This window comes from Bradyrhizobium sp. BWC-3-1 (assembly GCF_032917965.1).
Classification (GTDB): domain Bacteria; phylum Pseudomonadota; class Alphaproteobacteria; order Rhizobiales; family Xanthobacteraceae; genus Bradyrhizobium; species Bradyrhizobium canariense_D.
In genome coordinates this window covers 7947777-7964733 of record NZ_CP136625.1, presented here as the reverse complement: position 1 = coordinate 7964733, position 16957 = coordinate 7947777, and the positions used below count along the sequence as shown (strand labels likewise).

11 protein-coding genes and 1 riboswitch are annotated in these 16957 nt (G+C 57.6%); of the genes, 9 read left to right on the top strand and 2 right to left on the bottom strand.

Annotation, left to right across the window (positions count from 1 at the left end; translation table 11 throughout):
- Window positions 1–45: 45 nt before the first annotated feature.
- Window positions 46–345, top strand: coding sequence for a hypothetical protein (locus RX329_RS38210; protein WP_317246486.1), 300 nt, complete (start codon window positions 46–48; stop codon window positions 343–345).
- Between the two features lie 558 nt (window positions 346–903).
- Here the strand turns inward: RX329_RS38210 and RX329_RS38205 are convergent.
- Entirely contained in the window at window positions 904–1440 is a 537-nt protein-coding gene (locus tag RX329_RS38205) for a GNAT family N-acetyltransferase (RefSeq protein WP_317245397.1), read from the bottom strand.
- A 546-nt stretch (window positions 1441–1986) separates the two neighbouring features.
- On the opposite strand from RX329_RS38205, the gene RX329_RS38200 reads away from it, so the two are divergent.
- The 3 genes from RX329_RS38200 (at window position 1987) to metE (ending at window position 7379) form a co-directional block, all read left to right on the top strand.
- Window positions 1987–3201 (top strand): EAL domain-containing response regulator, encoded by a 1215-nt coding sequence (locus tag RX329_RS38200; RefSeq protein ID WP_317245396.1) that lies wholly within the window; start codon window positions 1987–1989, stop codon window positions 3199–3201.
- A gap of 577 nt (window positions 3202–3778) precedes the next feature.
- Entirely contained in the window at window positions 3779–3982 is a 204-nt protein-coding gene (locus RX329_RS38195) for a 4Fe-4S binding protein (RefSeq protein ID WP_007600001.1), read from the top strand.
- A 782-nt stretch (window positions 3983–4764) separates the two neighbouring features.
- Window positions 4765–4965: riboswitch (cobalamin riboswitch) on the top strand.
- Window positions 4966–5063: 98 nt separating this feature from the next.
- Window positions 5064–7379 carry a 5-methyltetrahydropteroyltriglutamate--homocysteine S-methyltransferase gene (gene metE, locus RX329_RS38190; RefSeq protein WP_317245395.1) on the top strand — a complete coding sequence of 772 codons (2316 nt, stop codon included), beginning with the start codon at window positions 5064–5066 and terminating at the stop codon, window positions 7377–7379.
- A gap of 819 nt (window positions 7380–8198) precedes the next feature.
- On the opposite strand, the gene RX329_RS38185 is transcribed toward metE, so the two are convergent.
- The gene (locus tag RX329_RS38185; RefSeq protein ID WP_317245394.1) at window positions 8199–9266 is read right to left on the bottom strand and encodes a cytochrome-c peroxidase; all 1068 of its coding nucleotides are present in this window, start codon (window positions 9264–9266) and stop codon (window positions 8199–8201) included.
- Between the two features lie 1967 nt (window positions 9267–11233).
- On the opposite strand from RX329_RS38185, the gene RX329_RS38180 reads away from it, so the two are divergent.
- The 5 genes from RX329_RS38180 (at window position 11234) to nifK (ending at window position 16951) form a co-directional block, all read left to right on the top strand.
- Window positions 11234–11551: a hypothetical protein gene (locus RX329_RS38180; protein ID WP_317245393.1), complete on the top strand. Its 318-nt coding sequence runs from the start codon at window positions 11234–11236 to the stop codon at window positions 11549–11551.
- 356 nt (window positions 11552–11907) lie between these two features.
- Window positions 11908–12120, top strand: a complete 213-nt coding sequence (locus RX329_RS38175) for a helix-turn-helix domain-containing protein (RefSeq protein ID WP_317245392.1) — start codon at window positions 11908–11910, stop codon at window positions 12118–12120.
- Between the two features lie 22 nt (window positions 12121–12142).
- Entirely contained in the window at window positions 12143–12355 is a 213-nt protein-coding gene (locus RX329_RS38170; RefSeq protein ID WP_143275372.1) for a hypothetical protein, read from the top strand.
- A 1453-nt stretch (window positions 12356–13808) separates the two neighbouring features.
- Window positions 13809–15311, top strand: a complete 1503-nt coding sequence (nifD, locus tag RX329_RS38165) for a nitrogenase molybdenum-iron protein alpha chain (protein WP_085394601.1) — start codon at window positions 13809–13811, stop codon at window positions 15309–15311.
- 80 nt (window positions 15312–15391) lie between these two features.
- Entirely contained in the window at window positions 15392–16951 is a 1560-nt protein-coding gene (gene nifK / locus RX329_RS38160) for a nitrogenase molybdenum-iron protein subunit beta (RefSeq protein WP_317245391.1), read from the top strand.
- The last annotated feature ends 6 nt before the right edge of the window (window positions 16952–16957 follow it).

Here is a 16957-nt window from a genome sequence, read left to right as displayed (position 1 = left end):
AATGGCCTGGTGCTCAGTCCGGACGAGACCGTATTGTTCGTTGCAATGACGCGCGACAATAGCATCTGGCACGTACCGCTGATGCGTGATGGCGTGGGGAAAGTCGGACGATTCAGCTGGTTCTTCGCGACGAGCGGTCCTGACGGACTGACGGTCGATCAAAAAAGGGGGCTCTTTGTCGCGCATGATTCCCTCGGCCCACGTTTTCGTATTGGCGCCAAACGGCGAAGCGGTCCGCTTGCATCCAGTCCTGCGCATGGGGGAGCTGCACGAATGTCGTATTGGACGCGGCACTCGGCACATTGCTCATTACGGAATCCTCTACCGGATCAGTGTGATGGCTGATCTCGCGCACCTTCCTCGAAATTCGCCAGCAGGAGTGGCAAGGTGGTGCGGAATCCTTTCACGCGCCGGTCCGCCGCACCAAGATGCAGGAAATGAGTCTGGTAGACGACTGGCTGGCCAGTTTCCGAGAGAATGTAATTGGTGACGAATGGATGGCGTTTGTGTGGGTGATCTCAAACCAGAGCCAGTAAATCGCACTGCATGGGAAGCGCAAACGAACGATTCGTAAGGCTGGGTCGGGGCTTCGCCCGCGACGGGCCGCCGCCGACCTGTCGCCTTTTGGTCGGGCGGGTCGCGGTATCGCTTCCCACAATGCAGAATGATTGATCGCTGATATTTTCGAACGTTCTCGCCAAGAAGGCCGAAGAGGTAACCGCTCGCGGTGGGAGTCAGCACCGCATCAGCGTCAAAGGTTCTCGATCATGCTGGGCCGCGACGCACGCGTGAAGCGTTCGTTTTGAGAAGCAACAAGCCCAGGATTGACTGCGTGAAGGACTTTACCGATAGCACGCTAGCCCAGGAGCGCTTTAAGTGTGTGGCGCAGAGGTCGTACCACTGTCAGAGCCTCTTGCGCGCGCGCAATCCTCCAACCCGATATCCCCTCTCCTCGTAGAAATGGCGTACCCGTTCTAGGGCCGGATAGCCATCCGGAGGCAACGCAACCTCAATCATCTGCCAGCCGCGTCGCTTCGCCTCCGAATCTACCGCCTCGAGCAGATGCCGACCGCAGTCAGAGCTGCGGAAGTCACGAGAAATCCATAGCTCCTGAAGCATGCCGTACGCTCCGGCTGCTCTCACGGCCTGTACGGCCGAGATGCTAGCTACCCCTACAATCTGCCCGGTGCCTTGTTCTTCGACGACAAAAATGAAGCCCTGTTCGGGATCCTGAATCAGGCGCAACGCCGCCTGCTTCGCGCCGTGAAGGCTGAACTCCGGTCCGAGGCCACCTAACTCGGAAAGTAGCTCTTCGACCGCTTTTGCGACCGCGTTCTCATCTCCTGGCACGCTCTTGCGCAAAACCGTGCCCGCGCTGGACGTGCCTTGCCCTTCAGCGCCAACACGAACACCTGACCGAGCCCTCTGGAGGAAATTCATGCTCAGGAGGATACAGAAAACGCAATTGAGAGCAACTATCTGGCTCGGTAGGAAGCAGCACGTCCACACTCGCTATAAGCAACAGAGCTGAGGTAATCGCAAGCCATTGCCGTTCTCAGAATCGACTCCGGTTTGAGCAGCTGCGAACTCATGATGGGCTGCCTTCGATTGGAAAACAATCACCAAACGGCACACGCCGGTCATGTCGATCAAACGTTCGTAAGAGTGATTGCCGATCGTCGCTCACGAACTACTCTATTCAATAAATCGTGCGCCACGATGATCGCAGCGCCATAGAGCGTCAGCTCGGTCCGTCCGAAGGAGAGATTCCCACCTCGCGTACGACATCGTACAAAGTTGCGCGAAGCGCGACAGGTATCATACGCGTGCGCCCGATAAAATCGTCTGAGCAAGATCGCGAAAGATTTTGCACACTAATGCACTATCTTAAGCTTATCTCGAACAATCGAAAGATATCGGGAAGCACAGCTTGTTTGGACCTTCGCTCCTCGTTTAAGGCACCGTCACGGAACGGGAGTGGTTGCGATGGAACATGGTCAGGCCGAACTGGTCGGAGGGAAACCTGTAATCTTCGGGCAACGTAAGGTGCGGCCGCGGGCATGCCTGGCGGTCGGCAAACGGCATCTGCGCGCCTTTCTACGGGATGTGCTGGAGGATATGGGATTTGTTACCAGCGAATGCAGGACTGCTGACGAGTTGCCGCATGTACTCCGCACGGAGTTCCCTGATCTGATCCTGCTCGGCATTGGCTCGGACCGCATCGAGCCTGGACGATTGCTCGAGATACTGGTACGCGAAGAATTTGCAGGCCGAGTGCTGGCGTTCGGAGCGCGCGAGTCGATCATCATGGCGGCAGTGCAGCAGGTCGGCAGTGAATATGGACTTGCTATGCTGCCGCCGCTCAGGGCGCCGTTTGCAGCCGAGACGTTGCGCGATCGGATCGGCATACTCTTGCCAAGAGAGCCGGCGCCCCGTCCCGCGGTCCATGTCGGAGAAGCCTTACACGCTGGCTGGCTTGAGCTCTGGTATGAGCCGAAGTTTGACGCGTGTACCCTTAGCCGCCGCGGCGCCGAGGCGCATGTGCGAATGCGGCACCCGACCTGGGGCGTTGTTCCACCGGCCTATTTCATCCCGGAATCTCACGATCCGCATTTTAGGAACTTGTCGCAGTTCGTGATCGACCGCGCGATCAAGGATTGGCAGTATCTTCTGGAGCAGCAAACTTCGATCGATCTCTCCATCAATCTCCCGGCAGCATTCCTGATTGACCCGCAGGCGGTACGCGATCTCTGTCGGCGCATGCCGTCGCACGCCGCTTTCGGCGGTTTGACGATTGAAATCGAGAGCGTGGAAGCGATCGAGAACCTAGATCTCCTGGTCGAGGTTGCGCGTGAGGTTCGCTTTCACAACATTGGCCTTGCAATCGACAATGTCGGTGCCAATTGGCCGCAGCTGATGGGGGTGACAAAATTCCCGTTCATGAAATTGAAAGTGGATCGTCAGTTCGTCGGCGGCTGCGCGAATGGGCCCCTCAAGCGAACGGTGTGCCGCCATATCGTCGATCTAGCCAAAGAGTACAATGTGCGCACCGTCGCCGAAGGTGTGGAGAGCCAGGCTGACCTAATCGCTGTGGCCGAACTCGGCTTCGACCTTGCGCAGGGCCATCTGTTCGGAAAAGCCATGCCACTGAAGCAATTTGCACAGTCATCTTTCAACCCTGCTCCAGCTCGTCTAAAATAGTTGCGAGTGGCTGAGTGCGGCCAAGCGACGCTCAGGAGCACCGCCATGCCTACTCGGCACCAGGCATGAGGCTGAGTGCAATTCGGTCTGCAGGGCCAGTGTCGCTCGTCCCGCCGCCACTTCATTTCCCTCCGAAGCTTGTTATACCACAAGCCCGTTTTGGCAAGCCTCCAGCGAGTCCTCCGCGCAGCTAGCGTTGCAGCCATGAGCGAGGCTTGCACAAACCTCCAGTCGGGGTGTGTGACCGGAGGTTTGCCGAGATCCAACGTAGACCTGCGTCCGTTGGCGGTTTTTTGTCGCCGCCGGTTGAGGAAGCGTCAGCCTCGCTTGCCCCCGCGCTGACGTGCCAAACAAACCGACGGACGCTTCCAGCGTCAAGTCGCGACTGACTCTCGCAAGACGGGCCGAGGGCTCGTAGCCTGAAATTGAAGCGACCTGTTGCTGTCGCAGATGCAACATGGTCTCAGACCCGGGACAGCCGAATTGGGCAAATTGCCCAACATTGAGCGCGTCTGCGTTTGGCACGGCATTTGAAAGGGATCGCCCATGGCATCGCTCGCCTAAGGAGTCGGAAGGCATGGCTTACAAGATCGTCGCTTCGCAATGCACCGTTTGTGGCGCATGTGAGTTCGAGTGTCCCAACGCGGCGATCAGTCTGAAGCGCGACATTTACGTTATCGATGCCAAAAAATGTACGGAGTGCGAGGGCCATTGCGACACGCCGCAATGCGCGGTGGTCTGTCCGGTCCCTGACACCTGTGTCCCGTCCAAGACAGGATAGGCAGCCCGCGACCAAAAGGCCTCATCGCTCGATTTCGCGAACGAAGTTGTAGATGTGGGACCTTGAGGAGACCACGACCGCATGGGGCGCATCGAGGTCGATTAACATCGTTATGAGCTTAAGACGCTGAGCGACTCCGAGGAACCCCTCAAAGGGCTCTGTCGGAGGACACCGTCGAAATTGTCACGAACAAGGACAAGGCCCTCGATGCTCAGTGGCCGCGTTAAGGCCTATCATCGCTGGCCGCGAGTCGAGGCGAGGCAGACCGGCGTCGAGCGGCCACGGACGCATCGAAGCCGGCGCAAAAGTCGCTCAGCACGTGAACACCTATTGCACCGAGAAGATCATCTTGGCCAACCTCACGGAGGCGGACGACCTCGTGCCTGGTCGGGCCGCCGAACACCAAGGAGCCGACCTGATCATCCGTGCGGTCCTGGAGCAATCCGGCTTTCGAAATGTCTAGGGAGCCTCGTGGGCTGTGACCAAACGGATGCCGGCCGAGATGATCGCACCTTCCCGACGCGCTGGTTCGAAAAGCTGCTGACGGAAAAGGTCGCCTCCTCGCGATCACACAGATACCGAAAGCGGCCCGGGTTCGTTCCGGTCGTGGAGCTCAACCCTTACGCGAGCAACGAGCGAATGCATTTCACAGCGGAGCCTCCACAGATCCGGGCGTGTTCACCAGGCCGCGAGCAAGACCGTCGTGCCCGCCTAGTGCGCTCGTAATCGCTTGGGCAATATCGCAGCGAGAATCGGTAGGTTGACGCATCGATCCTCGTGCGCATAATTCAAGCCGTCGCGGTCTCCGGATTTCGTTTGATCTGGAGCTAAGAGGGAAGCCGGTGCAATGCCGGCGCTGCCCCCGCAACTGTAAGCGGCGAGCCGCTGTCCAACGAAGTCACTGAAGCCATGCGGCTTCGGGAAGGCCGGACAGCAGCGACGACCCGTGAGCCAGGAGACCTGCCTCGACAAGATATCGTCCACGGGCGGGGCGTCCCGGTGTGCGCCAAGCAGTTGTCGCTCACGCGATGTTCGCTGTCTGCGTCCGCCATGGCCTTTGCCCCAACATGGGGTCTAAGCTATGTCAATCCTTTCGCTTCCCGTTGCCACACTGGGGACGTCACGCATCGGCCCACGACGCGAACTCAAATTCGCGCTCGAGAGCTACTGGGCGGGAAAATCCAGCGAAGCCGAGCTCCTCGAGGCGGGGAGTGGACTTCGTGCCGCTAATTGGGCACGGCAGAAATCCCGCGGTGCGACCGTCATTCCTTCGAATGACTTCTCGCTCTACGACCATGTGCTCGATACCAGCCTAATGGTCGGCGCCATTCCCGACGTTTACGGCTGGAACGAAGGTCCTGTGTCGCTCAAAACCTACTTCACCATGGCGCGTGGCGCTCAAGACGGTGGTCACGCTCAGCATGGGCCCGGCGTAGCCGCACAGGAGATGACGAAGTGGTTCGATACGAACTACCACTACATGGTGCCGGAATTTCACCAGGATCAGATCTTTAAGTATGCCTCTCGGAAGCCGATCGAGGAATATGAGGAGGCAAGAAGCCTCGGCTATCAGACGCGGCCCGTCCTAGTGGGCCCAGTCACTTTCCTGAAGCTCGGCAAAAGCGTAAATCCCGCCTTCAATCCGCTGTCGCTGCTTGATCGACTCCTCCCCGTCTATGTCGATGTTCTCCGCGAACTAGCCTCGCGCGGCGCTGAATGGGTTCAGCTCGACGAGCCATGCCTAGTGATGGACGTCGACGAAGCATCTCGGGCCGCTGTCCGCCGGGCCTATGCTCATTTCGCTAAGGCCGTGCCGACCCTTAAAATCATGCTGGCCACATACTTCGGGGGTGTCGGCGACAATCTTGAAACAGTATTGGCCTTGCCCGTTGCCGGGGTTCATGTCGACCTGGTTCGTGCACCTGACCAGTTGGACGCGATTGTCGCCAGAGCAGGTAGAGATCTCGTGGTCTCGCTCGGTGTCGTTGATGGTCGCAACGTGTGGCGCTCTAATCTGCCGGCGCTACTCGACCAACTTGCTCCTATGGTCAAAAAACTGGGCAGGGACCGTGTTCAGATTGCCCCCTCCTGCTCGCTGCTACATGTTCCGACCGACATTGAACTAGAGATCGATCTCGATCCCAATCTGAAGACGTGGTTGGCGTTCTCAGTGCAGAAGATCAAGGAACTTTCGATATTGGGCAAAGCGCTGGCTGGCTATGCTGCCGACGTGGCCGATGAACTCACGCTCTCAGAGGATGCATCCGTCACCCGCGAAACATCGCCGAAGATCCACAGTGCGAACGTCGCCGGACGAATGGCCGCGATCGACGATAGCATGCGTCGCCGTCGCAGTGCGTTCACCCAGCGCGCCGACGTCCAACGCGTCGCCTTCGCATTGCCGATGTTTCCAACCACAACCATCGGATCCTTCCCGCAAACGGCGGACGTCCGCAATGCGCGTGCAGCTCATGCGCGGGGAGCGCTGAATGACACGCAGTACGAGCAGCTTCTGAAAGCGGAGACAGCCCATACCGTGCATTGGCAGGAAGATATCGGCCTGGACGTGCTCGTACACGGTGAGTTCGAGCGCAATGACATGGTTCAATACTTTGGCGAGCAGCTGTTGGGTTTCGCATTCACCAAGCACGGCTGGGTTCAGTCTTATGGCTCGCGGTGCGTTCGCCCTCCTATCCTGTTTGGAGATGTCTCCCGCCCGAAGCCCATGACCGTTAAATGGTGGCGACATGCGCAGTCTCTGACCAAAAAACCCGTCAAGGCTATGCTGACCGGACCGGTGACGATCCTGAACTGGTCGTTTGTCCGTGACGACATCCCGCGGAGCGAGACATGCCGACAGATCGCTCTCGCGATCCGAGACGAGGTCATCGACCTTGAGGCGGCTGGAGCGACCATGATCCAGATCGACGAGGCTGCGTTGCGGGAGGGATTGCCGCTGCGCAAATCGCAGTGGAAGGACTATCTCGATTGGGCAGTGGACAGTTTCCGCGTTTGCTCCTCCGCTGTCGCTGACGGAACTCAGATCCATACGCACATGTGCTATTCCGAGTTCAACGAAATCATCGATGCGATCGCAGCAATGGATGCCGACGTCATTTCAATCGAGGCGTCGCGCTCCAAAATGGAATTGCTCGACGCTTTCAAGAGCTACAAATATCCTAATGAAATCGGGCCAGGCGTCTATGACATTCATTCACCGCGCATTCCCGCAGCAGCCGAGATCAAGCAGCTGATTGTGTTGGCGCGGCAGCGAGTTTCCGATCGGCAGCTCTGGATCAATCCCGACTGCGGACTGAAAACTCGAAGATGGGAGGAGGTGCGTCCCGCGCTCGTCAATATGGTGGCCGCCGCACGTGAGTTGCGGGCCGAGGCATGATCGTACGGAGCGTGTCGCCAACGTATCTGTGAATAAGATGAACGCGCTTTGGGAGCTCGCGATATCCTTGCGAGCTTCCAAAGTTTCCAGCGCCTGCGAATGCCGGTTTGCCCCGGCGGAGGCGATCGCATACAGTGGCGACAAGCTCGAATCCGGCGGACGACCGCATGCCGGCCATACCGATTAGGTGACAATTCCAAGTCACTTACGCTCGACGCGAACCACGGTCCTATCGCTTCATTTATCCATCGCGTGGATGCGTCCCATCACAACAATCTATTTTACCGCCCCTGCGGAATTTCATACCTAATTTGCGCCTTCGCGCGGTCTTCGGGAAGATTTGCTGGTATTCGGCGGTGCCAAAATACTGGCGCGTGACGGCAAACTGACGGTTGAGTTTCAGGGCTCGGCAGTCAAACCGCCTGCGCGATGGATCCCAGCTCCATCAAGGCGCTGCCCGTGCCAACCGGACAGCTGGCAAGTGGTGAGCAAGTCCTGAAGTTTACGACAGGAGCGAAAGGCAAGCGGCTCGCTAAGTTGTGCAGAGCGATATCCGCTTCTCCTTGTTTGACGGCGAATGCCCTCGTCGTAAGTCGATCGCCGGTAGTCCTCCCTACCGACGAAAGCTGGAACGATGCGGAAAGCAGCGTCGCTCCCGCGTGACTTTCGCCCGGCCTCACATTGAGGCCGGGCGGCTTTTTATGTGCCTGCTTATCAGTGACAGCAGGGGATCATTCATTTTGGCGTCATTGCGGGACCCCGGGTTCTTGGAGCGCATCTGTTGCTGTTCGGCAGGGAATGAGGCCGGTGCTGCTAAGGCTATCTGTCTATTGAAGGCTTTGGTGTCGTGTTGGTGCGCGTCGGCAGTATCGGATATTCGATCTTAGGCAGCCGACCGGTCAGCGAGTTCAGAAATGAGACAATGTCGTTTTCCTCTCTATCGCTAAGCTTGGTGCCGAGCTGGATTTCACTCATCAGGGCAACAGCTTGCTTCAGGCTCCAAACCTGTCCCGAATGAAAGTAAGGGGCTCGCAACGCGACGTTTCGCAATGGCGCCGCGCGGAAGACATATTCGTCGCCGACCGCCCTGGTGACCGCAAACCGGCCCTTATCGGCGTCCGGAAGCACGCTTGCGTCCGGCTTTTTCATCACGCCGAACGGGAAGTAGGCCTGTCCACCGAGATTGATACCATTGTGGCAAGAAGAACATCCCTTCGCCATAAACAGCGCCAACCCTGACTTCTGCTGATCATCGAGAGCATGTGTATTGCCCTCCAGATACTGATCGAATGGAGCCGCAGGTGTAATGAGAGTCGCTTCAAAAGCCTCGATCGCCTTCGCAAAATTTTCAAACGTGACCGATCTCGCTTCGTTCGGAAAAGCGTTCTTGAACAAGACGACATAGCTGGGCATTGAGTTCAAGATACCGAGCACATGATCTGGAGTCGCATTCATTTCGGCACTCGCCTGCACAGGGCCGGCGGCTTGCGCCTTGAGGTCCGCGGCGCGTCCGTCCCAAAATTGCGCCGCATTGAACACTGCGTTGTAGACAGTTGGGGCCCGGCGCAGGCCGACCTTCCAGCCGTGACCAACGGAGGTCGGACCGGCATCGACTCCGCCGGTGCCGAGATTGTGGCACGTATTGCAGCTAATGATCCCGCTCGCCGATAGCCGCGGATCGAAGAACAGCATCTTGCCAAGCTCGACCTTTCCATGCGTCACCGGATTGTCTTTTACCGCAGGAATGACCGAGGGGATTGGATGGAAGATCTGCTTGGCGTTTCTCATCAGATCATCGTCGGCGTTAGCTCCTGATGACATCAGCAGCCCAATAGCTAAAATCGATGCTTCAGCGACAAGCCGAAGCTCCGGGATTGACATGTTCATACACCGCCTCATTAGTTCTGATTGTTAAACAAGGAAACAGTCGAAAGCGATGCCACGCGTTCCTCGACGGTCCGGCGCAGTATGCAGCGGATCATCTGAAGCGAGGCTGCATCAAAATGTGCGACTTTGCAGCTCGCCGCCGGCGTTCACGCACGGGCTTGAGGGGCTTACGTGATTCGCGAGTTGGCTTTGAGCTTAGATCGCGCCCTTTCTGTTGGTCGATCAGCCTAGCGCCTCAACGTTCGGCGTGATGGTCGATCTGACAACAACAAGTGTGCCGCAAGCAGTAAGCTGTCCTGTGGCCGCATCGTTGCTCCATCGAGCGATTGGGTGGCCAATACGCTCCCGCAAAGTTGATGTATCCGTCTTACTCCGCAGGCCGCGCTCAGCGCTCACGGTGTCATTGGACAATTAGCAACTGCGATGCCAGTTGCGTCCGAGATGCAAGTTGCTGATCTAGTTGTAGAACGGGTCCGGACGAACAAACAAAGTCTGATGTCTTGGTTTGATCACTACATTCAGTGTCACAGATGCCACAAGCGCCAGGCCCGGCTAGAGGTGATCGTAGATACTTTTGTGGTGAGGTTCGCTTGCTAGCTTGCCGGCCGCACGCGGGAACGGCGGTAACAAGACCTACGCAGCTGGGCGAGACACTGAGAGGCGCCCGGCGGTGCGCATCGTTCACGATTTCGCCGAGCCCGGCCGACTGAAGCCTCTCCGACTTATATCCGGGCCGCTCTGGCGCGCCGTCACCACGAAGCCCGGCTCGTTTGTAAGGACGAGCCTCAGAACCGAACATGGCTTCTTTCAATTCCACCTGAGGTTCGCTGGCATGGCAATTGCCGTGCTCAAGTCTGAAAGGCGCGGCTGCCCAGAGTTTGACGGTGCGACCGTCCGATTAATCGCTACTCCAATTTGACAGAGACCGGCCTGACCCCTGATCAGGCGGGTGTTGGTTGGATTACCTAGTCGGCCCACTCACGTTGCTGCTAGCTTTTGAAATCCTGCGGCCTGAGGGCAAAATAAGCTGAACTTCTGCAGGAGCAACCGCTACTTCGCGCTCTTGCGTTGAAGGACGCCGATACAAGAGGACACGCTGAGAGGAGATCGTGACATCATGTCCGCAGATGGCCCAAGTCCTGATATCTATCGGCGTCTTAGCGAGGAAGGACGTGATTGAGCACTTGTCCATGGCTGGTTCAAGTTGGATACGGTATCCGTGATGGTTTCGATTGACGATCGCTTGAATGAGATCAGATCCGTACGGAATGACATTTGGCGTTGTCGCAGAAGGCTTCAAAGCGAGCTAGATGATCTCCAGCGTAAGATGCTCGAGGAGCGTCTGCTTGAGCGGCAGTCTGCCTTTGAACGGCTCGTCTCGGCCACGTTTCCTTTTACATTGAGATTGTGAAGCAAAATTTCGGGACCTGTGCCACGGGAGCATTCCGCGTCAAATAGCGTCCGCTCACAGAGCGCCTGCGCCTGGGTCAGGAATGTAGCTCCGGCGCCGGGGCCGTCGCGCCCCTCATGGCCGCCGCCCACCTGAAAAGCTCGGCCCATAGCCTTGGTTCACCGACGTGCTGCCCACTGAGCACCGACAATGAAATCGTTCCGGCACCATCCAAGGGCACTGCCGGGGGATGCGGCTTGCCTCGATTCTGCGACACCGCAGTCACCTGAGTAACGTTGATCCGGCAGAGCGATCGAAGGAGCTTGAATCGCCCGTAGCGTCAGATTGTACAGAGCAGGGAACGGTATTTCAGATCAGGTGCAGTCGAATGATAAGACCCGCTCTCGCTTTTGTACTATGTTCCGCTCTCGAGTGGATCGGGCTAGGCATGGGGGCGGTTGCGGAAACAAGGCGGTACGCGTGCACGATCACTGCCGCCGATCGAGAGCCTGCCGGAGTTCGGAATGAGCGGGTTATTCTTACCGTTCAATATGGCTGCCGGATCGCAGGTGGTCTCTTGACCGACGCAGACATCACAGCAGTGTCGGTCAGCGAGTGGGCTGCTGACCAAAGGACATACTTGGCCTCCATGGAATTTCATCACGCGCTGGAGGGAGTTGCAATTGGGCAACTCTCCGAGGCGACCGACTTCTCTAGCATGGAAGGCGAGCAAGGCATTGGGGTCGCAACTTCCGGCACGACAGTTTTCACATTCGCATCTGGTTCATTGGCCGACCTTTCAGGGAAGACCCTTAAATTCACGACAAAACCCACCGGCCTACGTAGCTTCGAGTTGGAGTTCACAGACTGGCCAGAATCTCTTCTATGGAAGTGACGCGTGTCTTACGCTGAATTCCGCAGGCGCGCGCACAGGAATACTGTCCATACTCTTAAGCACACACATATGTGCTCACCGGCCAATATATGCCGTCTCCCAAGACGAGCACACCCGCAACAGGTTAAGCCAAAACTCCGAAGGCACTCGAGCGCGGTAGAGCGTTCAAATGACCTTCACGCGGTCCGATCAGCAGCTCTTTTGGCTGCCGATCCGCATATGGGACGATCTGGCCTCGTATGGCAGCGCCTGCGCGACACGGAAGCTATCAACACGGAATAAATGCAGCCCAACCGCCTCCCGAACGCGGACGAGTACCAACTCAAGGCAGCCCTCATTGTACACTGAAGCGGTTGATGGCGGAGCGGGAGATCACTCAGACCGAAGCCGCGAAGCTCGTCGGCGTGAAGCAGCCCAACATCTCCAAGCTGCTTCAAGGGCAGTTCAAGTTGGTTTCCGTGGAAAAGCTGCTGCGCATGCTGGCGGCGTTCGATCAGGACGTCGAAACAAAGATAAAGCCACATCGGAAGCGTGGCGAAGGGGGCCGGATCACGTTTATTCGGGCCTAAGAGCTGCCGAAACGGAGGGGTCATGACATCTAACCCGACGGCGGCAAAAGGGCCCATGAACTCACCCTGCAGTGCCCGATCTGCAATCGAGATTCGGCTGACTGAATCCTTCGCCCCCGCTGTTCTCGCCGAGGCCCGCCAGCGTTTCCAGGAACAACTGGGCGAAGGACGCGAGGTCGCCCGAGAGACCGAAGCGCTTCAGCAGGAGCGCGAGAAGCTCAAAAGGGAAGATTAACGGGTCTAACGCTAGGTCGTGAACCGACGCGGCGGCTTAGTGCAGCAGCCAACTCGTCCCTACAGAAGCGAAAGGCGCGCGAGTACCGCCGGAACAGTGGTGATGCACCAATTTACGAACGTTGCAATGCGTGAAATCCGCACCTGAGCACTTCGCTCCGAGGTCTTGGCCCTTTTTACCATAAATTACCTGGGCAAGAAAAATACCGTTCAAGTGGACCATCGGCGCGCTGTTCTGCAAAAAGGCTGGCGGAGCGCGTTAGCAAAACGGGTTTCAATGGCGATTGATACGCCACGCAACGGAGGTAAGCGTAAGGAATTTCGATCCTGTCCTGGAACGAGAAAGGATAAATCGACCAGTGGTCCGCATCCCACCTGCCTTATCTCGACTGCCGACACTTGCGAAGCTGCCGGCCTTTCCGTGAATTCGCTCAAACCGTCTGACGCGTCAGAATCCGATGTTCCCCTTTGTCGAACTACGCCGAACGCAAAAGCTGCAGATTGTTTGATGCGGAAGCGCCCTGTGTCGTAGCCGGCAAATTCAAATCCGGGCAAGCCCAGGGTGACCGTTTGCGGAGTTTAAGTTACCGCGCTGCTTGGGAATTGATCAGCTTACGTGCTCTCCACGGCGTCAGCTGTTCGCCCCTCCGAGCGCGCCTCTCCGCAGTATCAAATAAAAGAACGCCGGAGCGAGAGACCATGCGGAAGTGGAAGAGGACTGCTGCTGGGCAACTGAGTTCTTGTGGAGACATCCGCAGCAGGTGGTGGAGCGCTCGATGCGATTCTTGCTGGGGGTGGGATCGCGAGCACGATGGGCACATCTAACCGCGCTGAAATCCGCTTCGAACGGATGGTGTTTGCGATCGCTGGATCGGCGCGTACGAAGCAAGGCTGCGCATTGGAGTGACGTCGGCGCGGCCAGACTCCAGCCACGCCGCTGGTGGAGAGCGTAACCGATTGTTTTGTTTCAGACAGGGCGTTGCGGCTACGCTTGTTGGTGGCAGACAGGGTCAGGTTTATAACAATCCGCATCCGGCAGCTATCTAGCTCTATAAACGTTGCTTTTTTATTCAATCGGCGCTGGCACACTCGTTGCAGACCCCTGCGCAGGAGGCGGCTGTTAGTCCTTTGCATCCCATGCACAGGGACATGCCCCGTGATCGCACGCGAGTGAATAAAGAAGCCGATATGACCAACCGCTGGAGAGCAGGCATGACTTCACCGAGAAGCGTCTTGGTCATCGATAGGCAGCGTCACACATGGCGCTCCTAACCGGTCAGCCGAGACGAGCTACATGATCGTGAACGACCGCTGCGGCATGAACGTCGCGAAGTTGCGATCGGTAGGACCGCCCACGCAGATTGCACGCTTACCTGAACGCCGGATCGGAAATCCGTCGGTCTACCGCAAAAGCGTCGCTTCTTGTTGAGACCACAATCGAAAAGGAAACCTGTATGAGCCGAACACCTACCCAAGGCGTTGCAGAGATCAAGGCGCGCAACAAGCAGCTAATCGATGAGGTGTTGACGGTCTACCCCGAGAAGACTGCCAAAAGGCGCGCCAAGCATCTCAGTGTTCACGAGGCGGGGAAGTCGGATTGTGGCGTCAAGTCGAATATCAAGTCCATTCCGGGCGTGATGACCATCCGCGGCTGCGCCTATGCGGGCTCCAAGGGCGTGGTCTGGGGACCCATCAAGGACATGATCCACATCAGCCACGGTCCGGTCGGCTGCGGTCAGTACTCCTGGGGCTCGCGGCGCAACTACTACGTCGGGACGACCGGCATCGACACGTTCGTGACACTGCAGTTCACCTCCGATTTTCAGGAGAAGGACATCGTGTTCGGCGGCGATAAAAAGGTTACGAAACTCATCGATGAGCTCCAGGAGCTATTTCCTCTCAGCAGGGGCATCACCATTCAGTCCGAATGTCCGATTGGCTTGATCGGTGACGATATCGAGGCGGTCTCCCGAGAAAAGTCGAAGGAATATGGCGGCAAAACCATCGTGCCCGTGCGGTGCGAGGGCTTCCGTGGCGTGTCGCAATCGCTCGGCCATCACATCGCGAACGACGCCGTTCGGGATTGGATCTTTGACAAGAGCGCCCCAGAGACCAGCCCTAAATTTGAACCGACGCCATATGATGTTGCGATCATCGGCGACTACAACATCGGTGGCGACGCATGGTCGTCACGAATCCTGCTGGAAGAAATGGGCCTACGCGTCATCGCCCAGTGGTCGGGGGATGGATCTCTCGCTGAATTGGAGGCGACGCCGAAGGCGAAGCTCAACATACTGCATTGCTATCGCTCGATGAACTACATCTCTCGGCACATGGAGGAAAAATTCGGGATTCCCTGGTGCGAGTACAACTTCTTCGGTCCTTCCAAAATCGCGGAGTCGCTGCGAAAAATTGCAAGCTTCTTCGATGACAAGATCAAGCAAGGCGCCGAACGCGTCATCGCGAAGTATCAACCGCTTGTCGATGCTGTGACCGCGAAATACCGGCCGCGGCTTGAAGGCAAGACGGTAATGCTGTTCGTCGGCGGCTTACGTCCTCGCCACGTCATCGGCGCCTATGAGGACCTCGGCATGGATGTTGTCGGCACGGGCTATGAGTTCGGGCATAACGATGACTACCAACGCACCGCCCAGCACTACGTCAAAGATGGCACGCTGATCTACGACGATGTCACCGGCTACGAATTCGAGCGCTTCGTCGAAAAGATCCGGCCAGACCTGGTCGGCTCCGGTATCAAGGAAAAATACGTCTTCCAAAAAATGGGTGTGCCGTTCCGCCAAATGCATTCCTGGGACTACTCGGGTCCTTACCACGGCTATGACGGCTTCGCGATCTTCGCCCGCGACATGGACATGGCGATTAACTCCCCGATCTGGGGGAAGACCACGGCACCTTGGAAGGACGCTCCGCAGCCGAGCCTCATGGCAGCGGAATAGGAAGCCGACCCCGGGCCGTTTCTTTCCGCAGAGGAGGGGAAGGGCAGGAGAACGAACGCAAGAACCCAAAGAGTGCTATGATGACACAGAACGCCGAACACATACTCGACCACTCCGAGCTTTTCCGGGGAGACGAATACCAGCAGATGCTGGCCAAGAAGAAGGCGCTATTTGAGAATCCGCATGATCCCGCCGAAGTCGATCGCATCAAAGAATGGTCGAAGACATCCGAGTACCGCGAGAAGAACTTCGCCCGCGAGGCGCTAACCGTTAATCCGGCGAAGGCTTGCCAGCCGCTCGGTGCGGTGTTCGCCGCCCTCGGGTTCGAGCGCACACTGCCGTTCGTCCACGGCTCACAGGGCTGCGTCGCGTATTATCGCAGCCATCTGTCACGGCACTTCAAGGAGCCGACCTCGTGCGTCTCCTCGTCCATGACGGAAGACGCGGCCGTGTTCGGGGGGCTTAACAATCTCACGGACGGGCTTGCCAACAGCTATAGCATGTACAAGCCGAAGATGATCGCGGTCGCCACGACCTGCATGGCGGAAGTTATCGGCGACGACCTCAATGCCTTCATCAAAACATCAAAGGAAAAAGGTTCAGTCCCAGCGGACTACGACGTACCATTCGCTCACACTCCTGCGTTCGTCGGCAGCCACGTTACTGGCTACGACAATACGCTCAAGGGCATCCTCGAGCATTTCTGGGATGGCAAAGCCGGCACGGCCCCAAAACTCGAGCGTAAAGCGAACAACACGATCAACTTCATCGGTGGCTTCGACGGCTACACTGTCGGAAACATCCGTGAGATAAGGCGTATCTTCGAGCTGATGGGGATCGGCTACACCATCCTCGCGGATAACAGTGACGTGTTCGATACCCCCACGGACGGCGAGTTCCGCATGTATGATGGGGGCACTACACTAAAGGATGCCGCGAACGCTGTCCACGCCAAGGCAACCATTTCCATGCAGCAGTATTGCACGGAGAAGACGTTGTCCTTCATCAAAGGGCACGATCAGGAGGTCGTCGCTTTCAATCACCCGCTGGGCATCAGCGCCACGGACGATTTCCTGATGACACTGTCGCGTATCACCAACAAGGCAATTCCAAATGCGCTGGAGCAGGAGCGCGGGCGCCTGGTAGACGCAATGGCTGATTCTAGCGCGCATGTTCACGGCAAGAAGTTCGCGATCTACGGCGATCCAGACCTCTGCTATGGTCTGGCCGCATTCCTGCTGGAGCTCGGTGCTGAGCCGACCCACGTGCTGTCGACGAACGCGAGTAAGGCCTGGGAGCAGAGGATGCAGGCGCTGTTCGCGAGCTCGCCCTTCGGTAAAAACTGCCGCGCCTTCCCGGGCAAGGATCTCTGGCACATGCGCTCGCTCCTGTTCACAGAGCCGGTCGATTTCCTGATCGGTAACACCTACGGCAAGTATCTCGAGCGTGACACCGGAACGCCGCTAATCCGCATCGGCTTTCCCATCTTCGATCGCCATCATCACCATCGTTATCCAGTGTGGGGCTATCAGGGGAGCATGAATGTGCTGGTCAAGATTCTCGACAAGATCTTTGATGAGATCGATCGAAAGACCAGCTCGGTTGGCAAGACAGACTACAGCTTCGACATCATACGCTAAGGCGAG